Origin of the sequence: Shewanella alkalitolerans, from assembly GCF_019457575.1 — a bacterium.
In the GTDB taxonomy this organism is placed as follows: Bacteria; Pseudomonadota; Gammaproteobacteria; order Enterobacterales; family Shewanellaceae; genus Shewanella; species Shewanella loihica.
In genome coordinates this window covers 2,283,747-2,302,392 of record NZ_CP080422.1, presented here as the reverse complement: position 1 = coordinate 2,302,392, position 18,646 = coordinate 2,283,747, and the positions used below count along the sequence as shown (strand labels likewise).

The following is an 18,646-nucleotide window of genomic DNA, read 5'->3' as shown; positions in this document are numbered from 1 at the left end:
TCTTTAAGGCTAGTCGACGAGACAGGTTTTTAGTCGCTCGCTTAGATGCATTTTGCAGGCTTTGGCAGGCCAGCAATCTTGGTAGCCTGTTTAGCCGGGCCGAGGGGGAAGAGGGTATAGAGATACTTGGAATTGCCCTTTTCGGCGCCGAGTTTCTGGCCGATGGCCTTGACCAATACACGAATGGCCGGGCTTGTTTTAAATTCCATGTAGAAATCGCGTACGAAATGCACCACTTCCCAGTGCGCTGGCGTTAGGGTGATATCTTCTTCGGTGGCGATAAGTACTGCAAGTTCTTCATTCCAGTCACTGACATTTTTCAAATAGCCCTGTGGATCCGTGGGAACCTGACTATCGCCATACATAATAAAATTTACCAAGTGATCACCTTAGCGTGAGTTAACGAGTATTGGACAAATTCCGCCTGACTTAGCTGCTGGTATTGGCCTAACCTTGCTTGCAGGCCTCTGGCTTCAACATCTTGCTCAAGCAGGCAGATCTCGGTGTCAGCCAAGGCTTGTTGCCATTTTTGTAGCAGCAGAGCGTTTACGCCATCGCCGAGCAACAAGAGGGTGTCTTGGGGCTGAATGTAGCGAAGGCAGGTGGCAAGGGCGTTATCCTGAGTCGCCGAGTATTGAACGATATGTAGTATCATCAGTAGACAAAGACCTCATCGGCTTGGGTCAGCAGCTCACCTATATCGGCTGGGTTTTTGACCTCCAGCGGGATGGCCAGGGCCGATTCATCCAGTTGATAGTCTGCCAGACTCTGCCGACAGGCATAGACGCACTCGATATCATACAAAGGGAGCGCCTTGAAGGCTGCCAGGAAATCTTTGGCCCCTATGGCTTCCGGCGTCTGTTGCGGCAAAAGATTAAGTACGCCTTCATCGACGAAGATGAGGCTGACCTCTTGCTCGAAACTGGCGCTGAGCAGCGCAAAATCCAGTCCTTCCCGACCTTTGGCACTGCCATGGGGCGCGTGTCTGAAAATAATGGCGATCTTTTTCATCATTTTTCCAAAAAGCGAATGCTTAACATTTGGCGTTTAAAAACAGATCACGCGATCGGCTTGCTCTATACCGGTCACGAGTTCGCCAAGGCCGCCCATCTGAAAGGGGGGCTCGAGGTTCCAGTGTTGCAACTGGTTTTCTGCCGATTCGGCCGCAGATAACACGCCGCGGCGCAGCGCCGCCGATACGCAATTGACCAAGGGTACCTGATGTGTCTGTCCAAGCTCTCGCCAGGCCTGATAGAGGGCAAATTCATCGGAGGCGGGGGACTGCAGATGATTGGTCGATAATACGCCGTCTTGATAGAAAAAGACCTTAATCACCTCATGGCCGGCGTCGATAGCCGCCTTAGTAAATTGCAGCGCCTGATAGCTGCTACCCTGGCCGTAACCAGCCTGATTGACTTGAATGATGAGCTTACTCATTAACCCTAACTTAATATTGCGCCGTAAGAGCTCGGCTTTGAGCCGCTATTCTATCTGTTTTTTAAATCGATCCCAAATGTCAGGTGGATACGGCGGTAGTTTTGCCCAATTAAAAGGCTAATTAGTCACAGAAAGGGCATAAAAAAGCCCGCCGATGTGGGCGGGCTTTCTAAGCTTAGCTTGCTTAATCGTCGCTACCAGCACCCAGCAGGTGCAAAATAGAGATAAACAGGTTGAGGAAGTCCAAGTACAGCGACACGGTAGCGCGTATGTAGTTGGTCTCACCGCCATTGACGATGCGGCTGGTGTCGAACAGGATAAAGCCTGTCATCAACAGGGCGATACCCGCGTTGAGGGCCATGAACACCGCGCCGCTACCGATGAAGATGTTGGCGATGCCGGCAACGATGGCAATGACCAAACCAGCCAGCAGGAAGCCGCGCATGAAAGAGAAATCTTTCTTGGTGGTGATGGCATAGCCACTCAGGGTAACGAACACCACGGCAGTCAGGCCTAAGGCCTGCATGATCAGCTGAGGACCGTTGGCCATGCCGGCATAATGGTTAAGCATGTAACCTAAAGAGGCACCTTCCATTCCAGTAAAGGCGAATACCCAGAACAGACCCGCAGCCGACTCGGCTTTTCTCAGGGTGACAAACAACAAAATGAAACCACCGATCGACAGACCGATAGACATGAGAGGACTGATTTGCAACACCATGGCCAGTCCCGCACAGAGCGCAGAAAAGCCCAGTGTCATCGAGAGCAGCAGATAGGTATTTTTAAGCAGCTTATTCACTTCTTGTGTCGAAGCATGGCTTGCATATAGTGTTTCTTGCGTCATCTTTATCTCCAGTGACTATCACTAACTTGATGGTTTATTTGAGTCAAATCGGTTGCAAGAGTTCCATTTCATGAACCGGATTTAACTTGTTTTGCAAGGCTATTATCATAACCGAGGCAAGGGGAGGGCGAAAGCCCATCTGCTCGATAAGCGGTTAATTAAGCCAGGTAAATTTAATGCGTTCAGTTAAGAGCGCGTAACTAAACATAACTCATTAAACGTGACTGATTTAAAGAGATTTAGTTAAACCAGTCTCGCTGCAGTTTTTCGCTATCGCCGAGATAATCCAATACCCAGGCCATGGCGGGGGACATGTTGGCGTCGTTCCAGGCCAGGCAACAGGGGCTTGGTGCCTTAGGGCGTTCCAGCTCTTTCTCTATCAGTGCGCCGGCTTGCACAAACGGAGTGGCGAAGTGTTTAGGCATGTAACCTATGCCAAGGCCTTCGCGGAAACAGTTGATGGCGCGGATCCAGTCTGGTACGACTAAGCGGCGCTGATTGTCTAATAGCCAAGTCATGCGTTTTGGGATCTCGCGAGAGGTGTCTTCCAGGCAGATAGAGGGGTAGCTGCGCAGCTCATCATCTAGCAGAGGTCTATCTATAGCTGCCAGTGGGTGATGCTTACTCACCAGGAAGGTCCATTCGATGTCGCCCATATCCTTAAAGCGATAATCACCGCCCACAGGAATAGCGGTAGTGGCACCGATGGCGATGTCGCTGCGACCGGTGGCTATTGCCTCCCAAACGCCGTTAAAGACTTCGATGCGTATGATCAGCTCGACATTGTCGAAATGGCGATAGAAATCGGCGATCAGGTTACTGATCTTATCGGCGCGCACGATATTATCCAGGGCGATTGAGAGTGTGGGTTGCCAGCCGTTGGCCACGCGTTTGGTGTCTTCTTTTAGCGACGCCAAATGGGTAAGCATGGAGCGCACCTGCTTGACGAAATGTTCGCCTGCCGGGGTGAGGCTCACGCTTCTATGGTGGCGCTCAAACAACACGACCCCCAAATCTTCCTCAACCTGCTTCACGGCATAACTCACGGCAGAGGGCACCTTGTGTAACTTGTTGGCCGCCGCGGTAAAACTGCCGACTCGGGCCACCATATCAATTAATTGCATCGACTGTTCTGAAAGCATCTCGAATTTGCTCCTAAATTTGCCGTGAGAATATTTGAAGGCTGTAAGCAAAAATAAACGTTTCACAAGCAATTGGCAAGTCAATAGACTCACCGACTTCTTTGGTTAGTTAAAGTGAATCTTCTAATTTTATGAATAAAATCGCTAATTTTTCTTTTCTTATCTATCTAGCGCTACTCAGTATGTTGGGCTTTATTGCGACTGACATGTACTTGCCTGCTTTCAAAGCAATTGAAACAAGTTTAGATGCCAGTGCCACTCAGGTTGCCAGCTCGCTGACTTTCTTCCTCGCTGGTCTGGCCTTGGGGCAGCTCTTGTATGGCCCCCTGGTACAGGCCATAGGTAAACGTCTGAGTCTGGTATTGGGTCTTGTTCTGTTCGGCGCAGCCAGTTTGGTGATTGCCAATAGCGACTCTATCGCCATGTTTAATGTGGCGCGCTTCTTCCAAGCATTAGGTGCCTGTAGCGCCTCGGTGATCTGGCAGGCTATAGTGATCGATCGTTATAAGGCCAACGAGGCGCAACAGGTATTTAGTAATATCATGCCGCTCGTGGCCCTGTCGCCGGCCTTAGCGCCTATCTTGGGCGCCTATCTGCTGGAGTGGCAGCAGTGGCACAGCATCTTCTTCATCCTGGGCGGCTTAAGCTTGCTGCTTATCCTAGCTACCCTTGCCTGGGTCGATAGCAAGGAAAGCCTTAATAGTAAGACCGACGAGGCAAGTAGCCAGCAAGGCTGTATACCCACTGAAGTTCAAAAGAGTGTGCGCGTAAGCTATTTGGCCATGCTGGCCAGCCCCAGATATCTGGGCAACGTGCTGATATTCGGTGCCTGCTCCGCGGCCTTCTTCTCTTACCTAACCCTCTGGCCGATAGTGATGGAGCAACATGGATATGAGGCTAAGGCGATCGGTTTGAGTTTTATTCCGCAGACCGTGATGTTTATTCTCGGGGGCTACCTGAGCAAGTTGTTTATTCGACGCTTAGGCGCCGAGGTGACGCTGACCTGGGTCTTACTGCTGTTCGGCGCTTGTGTTGCCGGTATCGCCTTGGTCACCCTGTGTTACCCATCTAGCACTATCTGGCCTCTGCTCAGTATCTTCTCTGTGATGGCGGCGGCCAATGGCGCTTGTTATCCCATAGTGGTTAACTCTGCGCTGCAGGTGTTCAAGCAGGCGTCGGCCAAGGCGGCGGGATTACAAAACTTCTTGCAGATCAGTATCGCCTTTGGCGCATCCTCTCTTGTGGCGTTATGGGCAAGCAGCGGTGAGAAGGCGATTGGTGTTGGGATAGTCATCAGCGCCATAGGCGTGCTAATCGGTTACCAGGTGAGGGGCTACGATAGTTGGCGAGCCGTGTTCGGCGCCATTTCTACCCCAGATCCGGCTAAAATTGCGCTGCATCAGGAGGAAGATTCGACAAAGTGAGCGTAAGTTCGCCAAATGCGCCTTTTAGTCATATTTTCCCTTTACAAGTGAAATAGGGCGCTATATTATTCGCGGCGTTCGGAGAGATGGCAGAGTGGTCGAATGCACCGGTCTTGAAAACCGGCACGGGTTTATAGCCCGTCTAGGGTTCAAATCCCTATCTCTCCGCCACATTAAGAAAAAAGGCTTCCAGAAATGGAAGCCTTTTTTCGTTTCTTTTTTTATTTTCAAAGAATGTTTGAATCAAGGTTCCAAAGCCTTCTGGCGCTGGAGAAGAGCTTGGTTGTAAAAAAAGCCCGCTGTTACGCGGGCTTTTTCTGTTTCAGCGAGTGGTATTCGACTACTGCTCTGAAATCACAGGCTGGTTCACCTTAACGCCGGCAATTCGGTTGTATATCCAACTAAACACAGACTTGGTATCTTCGATCGCCACATAGAGACATGGAATGAGTACCAGAGTCACTATAGTGGCGAACAGTACACCGAAGGCGAGCGATACCGCCATAGGGATCACCATCTGCGCCTGCATGCTGGTCTCGCTCATGATGGGTACCAGGCCGATAAAGGTGGTCAGCGAGGTGAGCAGAATTGCCCTGAAACGACGACAACCTGCCTCAATCACTGCAACCTTCATGCTGATACCGGCCAGTCGGGCGCGGTTGATGTAATCCACCATCACCAAGGAGTCATTCACCACCACCCCGGCGGCGGCAATGATGCCGAAGAGGGAGAGGGCGCTTAGGTCTATCCCAAGTAGCATGTGGCCAAGCACTGAGCCTATGATGCCAAAGGGGATCACCGACATGATCATCATTGGCTGCACATAGGACTTAAGCGGCACGGCCAACAGGCTATAGATCACCAGCAGCGAGATGATGAAGTTACGCATCTGGGTATTAGCGCTGTCGATCTGCTCCTGAATGTTACCTGCTACCTCGCTCTTCACCCTAGGATACTGACGCAGCAGCTCGGGGATAAAGTTATCACGAATGTCCTGGGCTAGCTTAAATGGCTCCGCCTGAGAGGCGTCCACCGAGGCCCAGACGTTGATGGTCCGGTTGCCGTTTTCACGCCGGATACCGCTGACCCCTTGCGTCACCTGGATCTCGGCGACCTCTGAGAGCGGGATCTCTGCGCCCTGTGGCGTGAGGATCATCACCTCGGTCACATGGGCGATGGAGTTACGCTGCTCCTCGGGATAGCGCAGCATCACCTTGATCTCCTCGCCGTTACGTAAAATACGCTGGGCCTCGAGACCGTAGAAGCTGGCGCTGACCTGAGAGGCGACATCGGCAAGGGTAAGGCCGACGCTATTGGCCAGCGGCTTGAGGCTAAATTGCACCTCTTTGGCGCTGGACTGGCGGCTGTCGTTGACATCGCCAACGCCCTGCAGGCTGTTAAGCTTAGCCTTTAGCACCTTAGCCGCGGCGATGAGTTGTGCCTCGTCTTTGCCTTCGAGACGGAAGCTGATGTCGCCATCGTCTCGGCCGCCACCGAAGAGGTTATCCTGAATATTGAAGGACTTCACCCCTGGGATCTGTGGCATAGCTGCACGCCAGCGTTCGGCGAGGGCAAAGGTATCTAAGGGCCTTAGTTCTGGGGTCACCAGCTTAGTCATTACCTGGGCACGGGTTCTGCCTTGAAGATCGACCTGCATGTCGGCAATCATTCGTTGGCCAAACTCTTGTTCCAGCTGATCATCGACCTTATGCAGCGCCGCCTCGATCGCCAATGCGGCAGACAGGGTCGCTTGCTCTGATGAGTCCAGGTTCATCTCAACGCTGATGCGCGGGAAATCATGGGGGATCTTAGGTTGTCCCACATAGCGCAGGATCCCGCCGGAATAGAGGCCGGCGCAGACCAGAATTAAGGAGATGAACAGGGCAATGATCATGTATCTGTATTTCACCGACAGTGTCAGTGAGGGCTTGTACAGACGATAGATCACAAATTGCAGTCCACTGTCCACCTTATCCTGTAGGTAGTTCACCCCGATACGCAGCAGGTTGATGGGATTTTTCGAGCCCGGCTTAACCTGGGTTTTATGTTTCATCTTGGCTAAGTGCGCCGGCAGGATGAGCTTAGATTCCACCAGCGAGAACAGTAGACACAAGATCACCACATAGCCGATCGACTGGCCGAAGGCCGAAGAGGGACCATCGTCCATGGTGATGGGCAGGAAGGCGGCAATGGTGGTCAACACGCCGAAGGTCGCGGGCATGGCTACTTTCTTCACGCCGCGGATCACATTATCTATGCTCTGGCCTTTCTCTTCACACTCGGTATGGGCGCTCTCACCCATGACGATGGCATCGTCGACCACTATCCCCAGTACTAGGATGAAGGCGAACAGACTGATCACGTTGATGGTGACATCTATCATGGCGGTCGGCATCAGTAGCAGCGTGCCTAAGAAGCAGACCGGCAGCCCCATCATCACCCAAAAGGCGAGGCGAACACGCAGGAAGAGGGCCAGCATGATAAACACCAAGATGGCGCCGCTCTTCATGCTGTCAAGCATAAGATCAAGACGGCCCTGCAGGTAATAGGTCATATCGACCCAGGTCTCCAGGTTCAATCCCTGGGGCAGTGAGGCCTGTTTATCTTCGACGTATTGGTTCACTACCTTAGCGACATCCGTCATGCTCTGATCGTTTGATGCACCCACGAAGAAAGTCACCGAGTTCTTACCGTTGAACTTGGAGTATTGAATCCCCTCTTCGAAACCGTCGACCACATTGGCCACATCGCCAAGCAGCAACTTGGTGCCATCTTCTAGGGTGATCAGCGGCAGATTCTCAAACTCGTAGCCGACATAGGCTTGGTTTTGCACCCTCAGGCTGATGTAACCGTTTTCGGCCTTGATTTGGCCGGCCGACATGTTGCGTGAATAACCGCGAACCGCCTTGGCGACATCGTTGAAGGAGAGGTTGTATTCGCGCAGCTTATCCTTGCTGACCTCGATAGACATCTCATAGTCCAGTCCGCCATAAAACTCTGTGATGTTCACCAGCGGCAACTGCATCAACTCATCGTGGATCTTCTCGCCGAACTCTTTGAGCTGCTTTGGCGGCAGATCGCCATAGAGGCTGATATAAAACACCTCCTGTCGATTCTTGATCCGCTCAACCCGCGGTCGTTCCATGCCATCGGGGAAACTCGATATAGAATCGATCTCAGATTTGATCTCATCCAAGACCACCTGAGGGTCGTAGGAGTCTTCGATACGAAAATAGCCCGATGCCGAGTTACGGTTCGAATAGGTGATAACCCGCTTTAGGCCTTGTACCCGCTCCAGGGCTTCCTCGACCTTGATGGTGATCCCTTCTTCTACCTCTTGGGGTGCGGCCCCGGGATAGAAGGCGCTGAACTCGACCCAGTTGGTCTCCGTCTGGGGAAAAAACTGTTTGCGTATGGTGCTGGCGGTCAGCAGTCCGCCAATAATGATGATGATCATTAGCAGGTTCGCCGCCACGCTGTTGCGGGCAAACCAGGCGATCATGCCTTTATTTAGATCTGGCATTCGCCCTTACTCCTTGTCTTCCATGGCCAGTTGTTCGGCGACGGTTTCATCTTGTATCGGCGTCTGCTTGTCATCGGCCAGGGCGAGTTTCATCCCTTCGATGGGGTAATCCAGCGCCGAGGTGATGAGGCGCATGCCATCATCTAACCCGTCACCGATAACTACCTGGGTGCCTTGCTGACGCAGTATATCTACCGATTTAAATGCCAGGGTGTTTTCAGGCGTCATGATGGCGACCTTGTCGTTAACCACCAGGTGTCTAGCGATGGTGGTGACATCCTGGGCTTGCGAGCCGTGGATCTGCGCCGTGATATAGCTGCCATATCTCAGCGGCTGCTTGTTGTCCTTCAGCCCATAGGGATCGATCACTTCGGCCACCAGATAGGTCATGCGGCTACGATTGTCGATAACGCCTTCGCTGCGCACTATCTGACCCTTCCAGGCGGTGTTCTCACCGGCAAAGTTTCCCTTGACCATGACTTGAGCACCCAGGCCCTTGTTGTCGAGGTAACGTATCTCCTTATCGGGCAGGGGAAGGCGGATCTCGGCTTTTTCCGTGCTAAGCAGCTTACCCACTTGGGTACCGGCGGAGACGTATGAGCCCAAACCTATATGGCGACTCTCGATCAAGGCATCATAGGGCGCCTTGATCACAGTGCGTTCGAGATTACGGGTCGCGCGCTTGAGGCCCGCTTCAGATGAATTGAGGCGGGCAACTTCTTGAGCCAGCTGGGGTTTACGCAGGCTGAGCTCGGTAGGGGTGCCGTTTTCGATTCGTTTCCACTCTTCGGCGGCCACCTTGCCATAGGCTTTTTCTTGTACCAGAGTTGCCTTTGCACTGGCGACCGTGGCCTTGGCATCGATAAGTGCGGCCTCGTAATCGCTGGGATCTATCTTTGCCAGTATCTGGCCTTTCTTCACGAAGCCACCGCGAACGAAAGCGTCGCTGAGGTAGACGATCTCTCCGGTAACCTGAGACACAAGGTCAGTTTCATACTTGGCGTTGACGATACCGTAGGAGTTTACGGTAAAGGTCATGGGCTCCTTGTCGATAATCTCGACGGCCACGACGGGCGTATTGTCAACGACAGGTTTCTCTTCTGGTGGTTTTTTCATCGATGCTAGCACGGCAAAGGTGCCGCCCCCGAGCACTAGCACGGCGATGGGCAATACGAACTGTTTTACGGTAGCCACAAACACTTCCTCTTGTTGGAGCTAAGATAATAAATTTATTAAAAAAAACGCTTTTATACTTAGGCGAAAGATTTTTTTGCAGGGTAAATGTTATCGAAATGGGTAATTTGTTAAAGCGCTTAAATGTAAACAGGTATGTAATTTGCGTTGTAAGGGGTATTAGTAATTTTCGCCTGAGGCGCAAATGCACCAGAACAAGGTCGCGAGAAAGGTAAAAGATTAGGCAAGATAGAGCCGAAAGACACAGGCAAAAGAAAGAGAGTGTGATGCCGCGTTATTGGCTAACTTAGATAGCACATTTGGGTACTCACCCGTTTGCGTATATCGAGCACTCTCTTAGTATGATTGTAGCCCTTTTAGTACGATTTGCCCGCTGTTTTCGGGCCTCTTGGACGCCTTGGGGATTCAGTCATTAGAGGCCAGCTTTGGGGGCGGGGGAGGCGCTTGCTGATGCTGACCAACATCGACTCGATGGCTCTACTAATCGTCTTAAATCGGTCGTCTTAAATCAGTCGCCTTAAATAAACAGCCTTTAACCAATAAACTTATACAACAATCTTAGACATTGGACACTAGCATTGGACTTAGACAATGGGCTTAGCTATCGCACTTAGCCGAGCGCATTTAGCGCTCTCTGAGTCATATCTTGGCTAAAGCCGTTGCGCTTATGATGCTCTGGCTGCCAGCCAGCGAGGAAACGCTCAAAGTCGGCCCACGCAAAGGGAAGTAGATCATTCCATTCAGTTACCAAAGCCTCAATTTGCTCAGCTGCCCAACGACCAGAAAGCTGCTGTTTGAGGGACTTAAAATAGTGGCTACAGACAGCGTCATAATTAGTCACCAACTGAGCCTCGTCCAGGCAGCTGCCCAGCAGATAGATAACGTCTTTTACGCCAATGCCGGCGCCGACATATTGAAAATCTAACGCCGCTACACCGTCAACGCCTAAGGTCTCTATCTCTTTGTGAAAGCAGAAGTTGGCAACCTTAGCATCGCCATGAACTAAGGTTTGAAACCTGGCTAGATTGAGTCTAGCGTCGATCGCGTCTGCGGCGTGTTTCAAAGGCGAATGCGCCATAACTTCAAGCTCATCGGGCCGGGTTGCCAGGTGCCAGTAGGTGCCGATTGGCCAAAGGCCTGCGCACGGCGCTGCATTTTGAAGTTCCTTTTCTGACGTATCGTCTTTTGGTGAAGCGTCATAGGCGAATTCATAGGCACATTCAAAGGCAAATAATGCATGAAAACGGGCCAGCCATTCTATGCATGCGTAAAGCTCGGCCTGGGTCAGGTTGAGGCGGCGTTGATCAAACCCTTGAGCGTCGAGGTCACTCATGACGAGCAACATCTCTTGGGTCTCAGTATCTTGATCTGTCGCTAGAAGTTGGGGGAGGTTAAGCACTTCCTGGCAACGGCGAGCGAAGTCGCGATACCAATTGAGCTCTACCTGATAAGAGCGCATCTTGCGTTGATGAGAGACTTCTGTGTCCCATTGGTGGGGATGACTGCTCTGTGTTGGCGGCGCGATATGCTTAACGATGACAGTTTGCGAAGTAGCCCTGTTAATTAAATCATCACGGGAGCTGTCATGCTGTCTTTCGGGCAGGTAATGCACCATAAAGCGAGCTATCTCGCCATAGCCACTCCAAAGGGTCTGCAGTTTACCTAGTTTCATGACTTTTGCGCATGAGAGTGTTTCGCAAAGCAGTTGCTCAATATTCAAGATAGAGGATTCCTAGCTAGTCACTGACAGGCATGCTGGCATGACATAGGTTGTCATCAATTTGTCCCTATTGTCGCAGACAATAAAAACCGAGGAAAGGCGGCTTGTCGACTTGCAGGTTTAGCCCTTTGCATATCCAGGGCTTATAGATGTGCAAAGATGGGTAAAACAGGCAAAACATCGAACCTTAGGTTATGATTCTTGTTGTTAACTATTGATGATGTAGGGAGTTGTTATGACAAAGCATGTGGTGATCACAGGGGCAAATCGCGGGATAGGCTTAGGCTTTGTCAGGCATTATCTGGCTAAAGGCGATAGAGTGAGTGCCTGTTGCCGGCAGCCCGCTCAAGCAAGTGCCTTGATCCAACTGGCGGAGATCCATGCCAAGCTCAATATTATTCAGCTGGACGTCACCGATGATGCCTCTGTGCACGCCTTACCCCAGCATTTAAATGACGCGGCCATCGATATTTTGATCAATAACGCCGGCTACTATGGCCCTAAGGGGATAGGTTTCGGTCAGCTTAGGGCGGCAGAGTGGCAAAAGGTGCTTGCGGTTAATACCATAGCCCCCATCATGGTGACTCAGATCTGCTATCCCATGTTGCAAAAGGCGACTAATGCCAAGGTGATCTGTATCTCCTCAAAGATGGGGAGCATAGAGGATAACCAGAGTGGTGGCAGCTATCTCTATCGGTCATCAAAGGCGGGACTCAACGCTGCGCTTAAGAGCCTGGCTATCGACTTGAGTAGCGAGGAGATCTACTGCCTAGCGTTTCATCCTGGTTGGGTACAGACAGACATGGGCGGGCCCAACGCGCTGATCACAGTAAATGAGGCTGTAGATCAGATGGCTAGATGTATCGAAAACCTGAACGCAACTCAGTCAGGCCAGTTTTTAAACTTCGATGGCCAGCAGATCCCTTGGTAGCAGTTAAGACAATTGGTTACTGGCTTGGGCGCTATGATTAACGGACTTTTATTTACGGACTTTTATTAACGGCCTATGGCTAACGCCCAAGCGAAGTATTTAGCCTATTTGGCCGGAAAGGCTGGTGAAATACATTTTCTTACCGTAAAGCGATAACGGTATTTTGCCGTATTGTCTGGCACCACCTCGAGAATTTCATAGTCGTTGAGCTCGACCACGTTGGCATTCTCACTCTTTTCACAACGAGAGCGGCTATCGGCCTCGAGACGGTAGGCAAACTCCGCGATTAACTCGCGGATCTCACCCTGATAGGCGTGACGTAGCGAGGCGTATTCTTTCGCTAACGATGCCTCGCTCTCTGCTTGGCGAGTTTGTTGATCATCTCGCTTTTCTTGGGCAGTTTCGGCGTTTGATAACGCCTCATCCTTCTCTGACACTTCAGCGCTGGGTTGCGCCTTCATTTCTAAATTGGCGGCTACCTCATCTGTGTTTGCGGTTAGCTGCTTGTCTTGACCTTTGTTCGACTCTCCCTTTACCGATTCCTCAATGGTCTTTAAATCGTTTAGCGCCGATTCCACTCTCTCCTCCACATCACCGATTAGCAAGATCAAATGATAGAGCAAGACCAAGGAGAGGACGAATCTGACCATCAAAGTGGTGAAACGGTAATGACTGTTGCCGGTAAGGGAAAATAGCTTGATACCAACGGGTTTTAACACCAGGGCGATCATGAGATAGAAAGGCATCAACAGCTGCACAAACAATAGTCCGATGGCGCTGATACCCAAGATCCATGCGGGCAGAAGCAGCAAGATGGCGAAGTTGTGGGTGTAGTTAAAATGCGTTGCCGGTACGCCCACCACCTCGTTGACAATAGCACCAGCCATTGCCAGAGCATAGTTGGCCACGATAGCGTAGAAGAGCAGCAATACCGCCTTACCGGCGAGCGAGTGCCAGATACGCTCAAACAGAGGCCAAAACTCCAGGGTGAGGGCAATTGTGGTAATGATTGCCACTAAGCCTAAATGCTCGCTCATCAGCAGCAGCGCAGCCAGCAGGTAGAGCCTTTGTGGCAGGGTGAGACGTTGCCACAGGTTCTTGAGGCCCTGGTTGAATCTTTGTGGTATCGAAGTGATCCGGTTGAGTTTGTCTTCCAGCGCAGGTTTTGAGAAATCTATATTCACCCAATGACTCCATTATGATTTGGGATTGTTCAAGAAATATGCGCTTAATCGCATCCTTACTTCATTTAAGGGTTTTTATGTTACCTTGAGGTTAATTTAAGGTAAACAAACGAGTAAGGCGATGAGTAGCCAAGTAGAGTTAAGACCCTTAGCGCAGGAAGATTTTGAGAGAGTCATCGCCCTTGGTAATCTGGTGCATGGCGATGGCTATCTCGATGAGCAGATGCTTAGCGAGATGCAGCATAAGGCTTTAAAATCTGGCCTCAATGGAAACTTTGTTGCCTACTTAAAAGGTGAGTTAGTCGGCTTTCGGCTTACCTACGCACCGGGCAATTGGTCGCTGGATCGCTGGTGCTCGCCAGCGCTTTGGCCTGTTGCACCCGAACATTGCTGTTATTTTAAATGTAATACGGTCGCCGAGGAGGCTAGGGGGCTCGGCATAGGTAAGGCCCTGCTTGAAAGCTCGATTGAAACCTGTAAGGCCCAAGGCGCCTTGGCTGGCGTTAGCCATCTCTGGAAACAGAGCCCAGATAACTCAGCCGTGGGCTACTTTACTAAGGCTGGAGGCAAGCTTATCAAGGAACATCCTGAGCGCTGGAACAATAATCCAGATCATCCCGACTATATCTGCGTGCTGTGTGGCAGCGAATGTCATTGCGTCGCCTGCGAGATGATCCTGACTTTCTAGCTTAGGGAATCGACCAGCCATAACCTTATACGTCATCACTTTCTATAAGTCCTAAACATTATGTCCTACGATCCTTTACTCAATGACTTTCCCGATGGTCAGCCTTGGCCAGACTCTTACTGGGCGACGACCGTCTCTCGTCCTGCACTCTTGCCAGCTCTCAGCGGCCGGATGCAAACCGATGTAGCCATCGTTGGTGGAGGCTTTACTGGTTTGCTGACCGCCTATTATCTTGCCAGCGAGTTTAATATTGAGGCCAGGGTGTTAGAGGCGAATCAGATAGGCTTTGGCGCCAGCGGCCGCAATGCGGGTTTCGTACTCAAAGGCTCTGGACGTATGGGCTATAGTCAGATGGCCAAGAAGTGGGGCATGGAGACCACAAAAGGGATCTATGGTGAGTTCACGAGCGCGGTGCGCCGCGTCGAGCACTTGATTGAACAGCATGAGATTGCCTGCGATGCTCAGCCCAAGGGCTATCTGAAGATAGCGCACAACGCCAAGGCCTATAGCACATTAAAGGGAGCGGCCGACTTCATCGCCGAACATCTCGGCGATGATGCCCAGTTTCTCACGCCCAGTGAGCTTAAAGAGAGCTACATGGACAACCATCAAGCCTATGGCGCGCTGCGCCTTAACGATGGTTTCGGTGTAAACCCCCTAAAACTCTGCTTGGGCTATAAGCGCGTGGTGCAATCCCTTGGCGTTTCCTTGCATGAAAATAGCTGCGTGCGGCAGTGGTTAAAGGAGGGACCTCATCATAGACTCATAACCGATAAGGGAGAACTGATCGCAAAGCAGGTTGTCAGTGCCGGTAACGCCTATACGCCTAAACGTTTTAATCAAGCGGTTGATAATCGCTACCTGCCCATACTGAGTAACATCATAGTGACTGCGCCTCTCACTGATGCGCAACTTGAGGCGACGGGCCTTAAGACGCATCAGGTGGTTATGGATACCCGCAGGCTCAAGTACTACTATCGCCTGCTTAGCGATAATCGATTGCTGTTTGGTGGCCGCGGCGCGATAAGCGGCGCCGATGCCAGCGATCCTCGCTATGGCGAGCGTTTAAAGAGCGCTATGGCCGATTGTTTCCCGGCGCTTGCCGAAGTAACAGTTGATCATAACTGGACCGGATGGATCGCTGCCGCCTTAGATGATATGCCCCATGTATTTAGTCAGGGAAATATGGGTTACAGTCTGGGCTATTGCGGCTCAGGTGTCGCCTTCTCGGCCCAGGCTGCCTATCGCCTGGCGCAGCATATTGCCGGCGAGCGCTTGCCTGAGCTGCCGCTTTACCAATCACCACTGCCTAAGTTTCCCTTCGCGCGACTGCGACGCTTAGGACAAAGTGCCTATTATCAATATGCTTGGCTCAGGGACAGGTACAGTTAGGGCTGAATTTTTGATACCATAGCTCAACCACACGCAAAGCCGATGAGATGTTCTATAATTTTCTACTGTCGTTTTTTTAAACAGGTTAGAACTCATCGATAAAGGTTACCCGCTATGAAACATGTTGTAGATAAGATGCTCGATAAACATCAGAAACTGGTGCATTCAGAGGGCGTGAAAATTTTATCCCATACCCAGAGAGAGATTGATGAATGGGTGCAACATACGGTAACCATAGAAGGTTGTGACGCCCCCTTTAAGTTTCGCCGTACCAAGAAGTACCGCAGCCTACAGGGACACAAGGTGAATATGACCTATTACCCCGAAACCGAAACCGTTGCGGGCTTCGATTTCGAAGTGATGAAAGTGGTGCGTATCAAACGTTTCTAGCTTGATGCCATGTGCGTGCTATGTGCTTAGTGCAATTTGAGACGATAGCGCACGATAGACGGCAAGGTTCGGCGGATTTAGTTTAAGATTTGGCGCCTGAACTGATTTAAAAGCTGATTAATCCATTTCGGGTAAGCCGCTGTTCAGTTTGTGGCCAATATAATAGTGAAACGAAATAAGTGTCAGGCTTAAGAGGTTCACTATGCAAGCAAATGCCACCCCAAGGCTCCAAGCACAGCTTAAACATATTCCAGCGGCGCAGGCCGGGGCATTGCACGCCGCCAATAGCCGAGCCTATTTTATCAAGCGTCTTATTCAGAGCGATTGCCTGCGGGTCACAGATTGCCTGGCGGAGCATTACCTCTTACCCGGCGCTATCAGTGTTAAGCAGCTCCTTTCCTATAAGAGTCGATTACTCGAACTCTATCGCTATGTGCTGTCGGCTGATCTTAGCAGTGCAGAGACAGACATTTTACTTGGGTATCTTTCACAGGGGATAGCGAGCCTGGACGATGCCATGGCGCGCACTGTGTAAGACGATTAAAATCACAATAAGAAAACCACACTAAACCATACGATAAAACAGAAAAAGAAGTTGAAAGACGGATACAAAAAAGGAGCCATTTGGGCTCCTTTTTTATGAATGTAACTCAAATAAAACTTTGCTTACTTAGCAGTCATCAGCGCAACTGCGTTGTCTAGCATACGGTTACTGAAGCCCCATTCGTTGTCGTACCATGCCATCACTTTAACCAGACGACCATTTACACGGGTCTGTGTCGCGTCGAAGTTAGATGAGAATGGGTTGTGGTTGAAGTCGATAGAAACCAATGGCTCTTTGTTTACCGACAGCACTTCACTCATAGGTGCAACACTTGCAGCCTTCTCGATGATGGCGTTGATCTCTTCAACTGTGGTGTCGCGCGCGGCAACGAAGGAGAGATCCACCAGAGATACGTTTACTGTAGGTACACGTACTGCCATACCGTCGAACTTACCAGCCAGCTCAGGTACCACTAGACCAACGGCTGCAGCAGCACCAGTCTTAGTAGGGATCATAGACATAGCAGCGGCACGAGCGCGGCGTAGGTCTGTGTGATAAACGTCAGATAGACGCTGGTCGTTAGTGTAAGCGTGGATAGTGGTCATCAGACCCGATTCGATACCAATCTCGTCGTTCAGCGGCTTAGCGAAAGGCGCCAGACAGTTGGTGGTACAAGAAGCGTTAGAGATCACAGTCATGTCAGAGGTGATCACATCGTTGTTTACGCCGTAAACAACAGTCGCGTCAACGTTCTTACCCGGTGCAGAGATGATCACTTTCTTCGCGCCAGCGTTTAGGTGTGGCTGAACCGCTTCTTTAGAAGTGAAGATACCGGTACATTCGAACACAACATCGACTTCAAGCTCGGCCCAAGGCAGTTTAGCTGGGTCACGCTCAGAGAAAGTTTTGATCTTGTCTTCGTTGACGTAGATGGCTTCGTCATCATGCTCAACTTTGGCGTTAAAGCGACCGTGTACAGAGTCGTACTTAGTCAGGTGAGCGTTGATTGAAGCATCACCCAGATCGTTGATGGCAACGATTTGGATGGGGTACTGCTTTTCGCTTTCATAAAGTGCGCGAAGTACGTTTCTACCGATACGGCCATAGCCGTTAATTGCTACGCGGATAGTCATCTCATATCCCTCAGGTAAATGTATAAAAATATATGGTAGTAAAATTACCAAATTGACAGCTATCGTCAAGCAATATCGGGTTTTATTGGCTAGTTAGCTTAACAAATTTGCTGTTTTCTTTACAAAGATCAGATTTTTTACAAAAACCGAGCCGATTTCTGTAAAAAAAATACTAGTGGCAAACATTTTGCCAGCAAGGAGAATGGCTCAATTAAGACGAGGCATTTAACTGAGCGCGGATCTCACTAGAAGCGTAGTCACCGTTTTTCAGATGTTCCACTAAGGTATCGGCTTGTTCATCTAAAAAATGCGCCAGTTGCTGGTTGCCATTGATTAAGGCGTTCATTTTGGCATCGGATGCCGTGTTGCGCGTCATCAATACGTTGGCTTTTGAGAAAAGGTAGGTTTTTTCCAGATCGTTTTGCTGGTGGTAGATGCTGGCAAGGCCTAATAGCCAGTCGGGATTAAAGCTGTCCGGATCGGCACTGTCTAACAGTTGTAGGTAGAGCGCCTTGGCCTTATCGAGATCCGACTTCTGGTAATAAGAGGCGAGACTGGCCAGGATCTCGAGATCTTTTACGCTGCCTGCCTGTTGTGCCTTTATTACGCGAGACAGGGCCGCCTGGTCATTCAGACGGATCCAGTGATAATAGGAGAGATAGAGATCCGGGTTGTCCTTGGTCGTCTCTCTCAGCTGCGCCAGGTTCTGGGCGCTGATGCCGAAGGCTCGCACCCTATCGTTGGTGCGCTCTGGGTGCATGATGTGCTGCACGCCAGCGGCCAGTTCGATACATTTACTGTAGTTTTCCAGATTGATCAGATGCTGATAAATCTGCTTGCCGGTGGGCGAGGGGGTGTTTTTAAGGGTGTAACGCTTCTGGATCAGGTCGGCTCGCTCATATCGACACCAGCTATCACGATGTAGATCGTCGCAAAGCTCAGGATTATTTTTACAAATCGTGGCGGTATTAGCAGCATTATCACAGCCAAACAGGCTGAAAAGCGCCAAAAGAGACATAATTGGTGTAATGATTACAAAATTTAATCTCAAAAGCGTGTCTCCTTAGGATTTTATCTAATAAAATTACACGGTTAGAGAA

At 50.6% G+C, this 18,646-nt stretch carries 18 protein-coding genes and 1 tRNA gene; 7 read left to right on the top strand and 12 right to left on the bottom strand.

The annotated features are described in order from the left end of the window. Nucleotides 1-41 precede the first annotated feature (41 nt). The 6 genes from K0J45_RS10300 to punR all read right to left on the bottom strand — a co-directional run bounded on the left by K0J45_RS10300 (nt 42) and on the right by punR (nt 3,423). Nucleotides 42-365, bottom strand: coding sequence for a TusE/DsrC/DsvC family sulfur relay protein (locus K0J45_RS10300; protein WP_434086964.1), 324 nt, complete (start codon nt 363-365; stop codon nt 42-44). Between the two features lie 8 nt (nt 366-373). Continuing rightward, nucleotides 374-655 carry a sulfurtransferase complex subunit TusB gene (gene tusB, locus K0J45_RS10295; RefSeq protein ID WP_220042497.1) on the bottom strand — a complete coding sequence of 94 codons (282 nt, stop codon included), beginning with the start codon at nt 653-655 and terminating at the stop codon, nt 374-376. Continuing rightward, nucleotides 655-1,011: a sulfurtransferase complex subunit TusC gene (tusC, locus tag K0J45_RS10290; protein ID WP_220045274.1), complete on the bottom strand. Its 357-nt coding sequence runs from the start codon at nt 1,009-1,011 to the stop codon at nt 655-657. Before tusC ends, tusB begins: the two co-directional genes overlap by 1 nt. 36 nt (nt 1,012-1,047) lie before the next feature. Then, complete coding sequence (gene tusD, locus K0J45_RS10285; RefSeq protein WP_220042496.1) at nt 1,048-1,437, bottom strand: sulfurtransferase complex subunit TusD; 390 nt, start codon at nt 1,435-1,437, stop codon at nt 1,048-1,050. A 184-nt stretch (nt 1,438-1,621) separates the two neighbouring features. Further along, the gene (locus K0J45_RS10280; RefSeq protein ID WP_011865812.1) at nt 1,622-2,281 is read right to left on the bottom strand and encodes a Bax inhibitor-1/YccA family protein; all 660 of its coding nucleotides are present in this window, start codon (nt 2,279-2,281) and stop codon (nt 1,622-1,624) included. Nucleotides 2,282-2,520: 239 nt separating this feature from the next. Further along, a complete protein-coding gene (punR, locus tag K0J45_RS10275; RefSeq protein WP_011865811.1) occupies nt 2,521-3,423 on the bottom strand; it encodes a DNA-binding transcriptional activator PunR in 903 nt (300 codons plus the stop codon). A gap of 131 nt (nt 3,424-3,554) precedes the next feature. On the opposite strand from punR, the gene punC reads away from it, so the two are divergent. Both punC and K0J45_RS10265 read left to right on the top strand, forming a co-directional pair. Further along, nucleotides 3,555-4,847, top strand: a complete 1,293-nt coding sequence (gene punC / locus K0J45_RS10270) for a purine nucleoside transporter PunC (protein ID WP_220042495.1) — start codon at nt 3,555-3,557, stop codon at nt 4,845-4,847. A gap of 80 nt (nt 4,848-4,927) precedes the next feature. Next, a tRNA-Ser gene (locus K0J45_RS10265) sits at nt 4,928-5,018 on the top strand. 169 nt (nt 5,019-5,187) lie between these two features. On the opposite strand, the gene K0J45_RS10260 is transcribed toward K0J45_RS10265, so the two are convergent. The 3 genes from K0J45_RS10260 to K0J45_RS10250 all read right to left on the bottom strand — a co-directional run bounded on the left by K0J45_RS10260 (nt 5,188) and on the right by K0J45_RS10250 (nt 11,284). Further along, nucleotides 5,188-8,370 (bottom strand): efflux RND transporter permease subunit, encoded by a 3,183-nt coding sequence (locus K0J45_RS10260; RefSeq protein ID WP_220042494.1) that lies wholly within the window; start codon nt 8,368-8,370, stop codon nt 5,188-5,190. A gap of 6 nt (nt 8,371-8,376) precedes the next feature. Beyond that, the gene (locus K0J45_RS10255) at nt 8,377-9,564 is read right to left on the bottom strand and encodes an efflux RND transporter periplasmic adaptor subunit (RefSeq protein ID WP_220042493.1); all 1,188 of its coding nucleotides are present in this window, start codon (nt 9,562-9,564) and stop codon (nt 8,377-8,379) included. A gap of 610 nt (nt 9,565-10,174) precedes the next feature. Then, nucleotides 10,175-11,284, bottom strand: a complete 1,110-nt coding sequence (locus K0J45_RS10250) for an ecdysteroid 22-kinase family protein (protein ID WP_258406667.1) — start codon at nt 11,282-11,284, stop codon at nt 10,175-10,177. Nucleotides 11,285-11,519: 235 nt separating this feature from the next. Here K0J45_RS10250 and K0J45_RS10245 point away from each other — a divergent pair, with 235 nt between their 5' ends. After that, complete coding sequence (locus K0J45_RS10245; RefSeq protein ID WP_220042492.1) at nt 11,520-12,215, top strand: SDR family oxidoreductase; 696 nt, start codon at nt 11,520-11,522, stop codon at nt 12,213-12,215. 104 nt (nt 12,216-12,319) lie between these two features. Here the strand turns inward: K0J45_RS10245 and K0J45_RS10240 are convergent, their stop codons facing one another. Beyond that, entirely contained in the window at nt 12,320-13,399 is a 1,080-nt protein-coding gene (locus K0J45_RS10240; RefSeq protein WP_220042491.1) for a hypothetical protein, read from the bottom strand. Nucleotides 13,400-13,520: 121 nt separating this feature from the next. On the opposite strand from K0J45_RS10240, the gene K0J45_RS10235 reads away from it, so the two are divergent. From K0J45_RS10235 to K0J45_RS10220, 4 genes are all read left to right on the top strand, one after another. Then, nucleotides 13,521-14,087, top strand: a complete 567-nt coding sequence (locus K0J45_RS10235; protein WP_220042490.1) for a GNAT family N-acetyltransferase — start codon at nt 13,521-13,523, stop codon at nt 14,085-14,087. 60 nt (nt 14,088-14,147) lie between these two features. Then, nucleotides 14,148-15,479: an NAD(P)/FAD-dependent oxidoreductase gene (locus tag K0J45_RS10230; RefSeq protein WP_220042489.1), complete on the top strand. Its 1,332-nt coding sequence runs from the start codon at nt 14,148-14,150 to the stop codon at nt 15,477-15,479. Between the two features lie 114 nt (nt 15,480-15,593). After that, entirely contained in the window at nt 15,594-15,869 is a 276-nt protein-coding gene (locus K0J45_RS10225; protein ID WP_011865802.1) for a hypothetical protein, read from the top strand. A 202-nt stretch (nt 15,870-16,071) separates the two neighbouring features. Then, on the top strand, nt 16,072-16,404 hold the full coding sequence (locus tag K0J45_RS10220) for a hypothetical protein (RefSeq protein ID WP_220042488.1): 333 nt from the start codon (nt 16,072-16,074) through the stop codon (nt 16,402-16,404). 131 nt (nt 16,405-16,535) lie between these two features. On the opposite strand, the gene gap is transcribed toward K0J45_RS10220, so the two are convergent. Then, the gene (gene gap / locus K0J45_RS10215; protein ID WP_011865800.1) at nt 16,536-17,546 is read right to left on the bottom strand and encodes a type I glyceraldehyde-3-phosphate dehydrogenase; all 1,011 of its coding nucleotides are present in this window, start codon (nt 17,544-17,546) and stop codon (nt 16,536-16,538) included. A 211-nt stretch (nt 17,547-17,757) separates the two neighbouring features. After that, the gene (locus K0J45_RS10210; protein ID WP_350355015.1) at nt 17,758-18,597 is read right to left on the bottom strand and encodes a DUF2989 domain-containing protein; all 840 of its coding nucleotides are present in this window, start codon (nt 18,595-18,597) and stop codon (nt 17,758-17,760) included. Nucleotides 18,598-18,646 lie beyond the last annotated feature (49 nt).

Bases quoted from the DNA above. Each gene is read 5' to 3' on its own strand.
- tusB (WP_220042497.1), bottom strand. From the start codon at position 655: ATGATACTACATATCGTTCAATACTCGGCGACTCAGGATAACGCCCTT.
- K0J45_RS10280 (WP_011865812.1), bottom strand. From the start codon at position 2,281: ATGACGCAAGAAACACTATATGCAAGCCATGCTTCGACACAAGAAGTG.
- K0J45_RS10225 (WP_011865802.1), top strand. From the start codon at position 15,594: ATGAAACATGTTGTAGATAAGATGCTCGATAAACATCAGAAACTGGTG.
- punR (WP_011865811.1), bottom strand. From the start codon at position 3,423: ATGCTTTCAGAACAGTCGATGCAATTAATTGATATGGTGGCCCGAGTC.
- punC (WP_220042495.1), top strand. From the start codon at position 3,555: ATGAATAAAATCGCTAATTTTTCTTTTCTTATCTATCTAGCGCTACTC.
- K0J45_RS10245 (WP_220042492.1), top strand. From the start codon at position 11,520: ATGACAAAGCATGTGGTGATCACAGGGGCAAATCGCGGGATAGGCTTA.
- gap (WP_011865800.1), bottom strand. From the start codon at position 17,546: ATGACTATCCGCGTAGCAATTAACGGCTATGGCCGTATCGGTAGAAAC.
- K0J45_RS10300 (WP_434086964.1), bottom strand. From the start codon at position 365: ATGTATGGCGATAGTCAGGTTCCCACGGATCCACAGGGCTATTTGAAA.
- K0J45_RS10235 (WP_220042490.1), top strand. From the start codon at position 13,521: ATGAGTAGCCAAGTAGAGTTAAGACCCTTAGCGCAGGAAGATTTTGAG.
- K0J45_RS10230 (WP_220042489.1), top strand. From the start codon at position 14,148: ATGTCCTACGATCCTTTACTCAATGACTTTCCCGATGGTCAGCCTTGG.
- tusD (WP_220042496.1), bottom strand. From the start codon at position 1,437: ATGAGTAAGCTCATCATTCAAGTCAATCAGGCTGGTTACGGCCAGGGT.
- tusC (WP_220045274.1), bottom strand. From the start codon at position 1,011: ATGAAAAAGATCGCCATTATTTTCAGACACGCGCCCCATGGCAGTGCC.
- K0J45_RS10220 (WP_220042488.1), top strand. From the start codon at position 16,072: ATGCAAGCAAATGCCACCCCAAGGCTCCAAGCACAGCTTAAACATATT.
- K0J45_RS10260 (WP_220042494.1), bottom strand. From the start codon at position 8,370: ATGCCAGATCTAAATAAAGGCATGATCGCCTGGTTTGCCCGCAACAGC.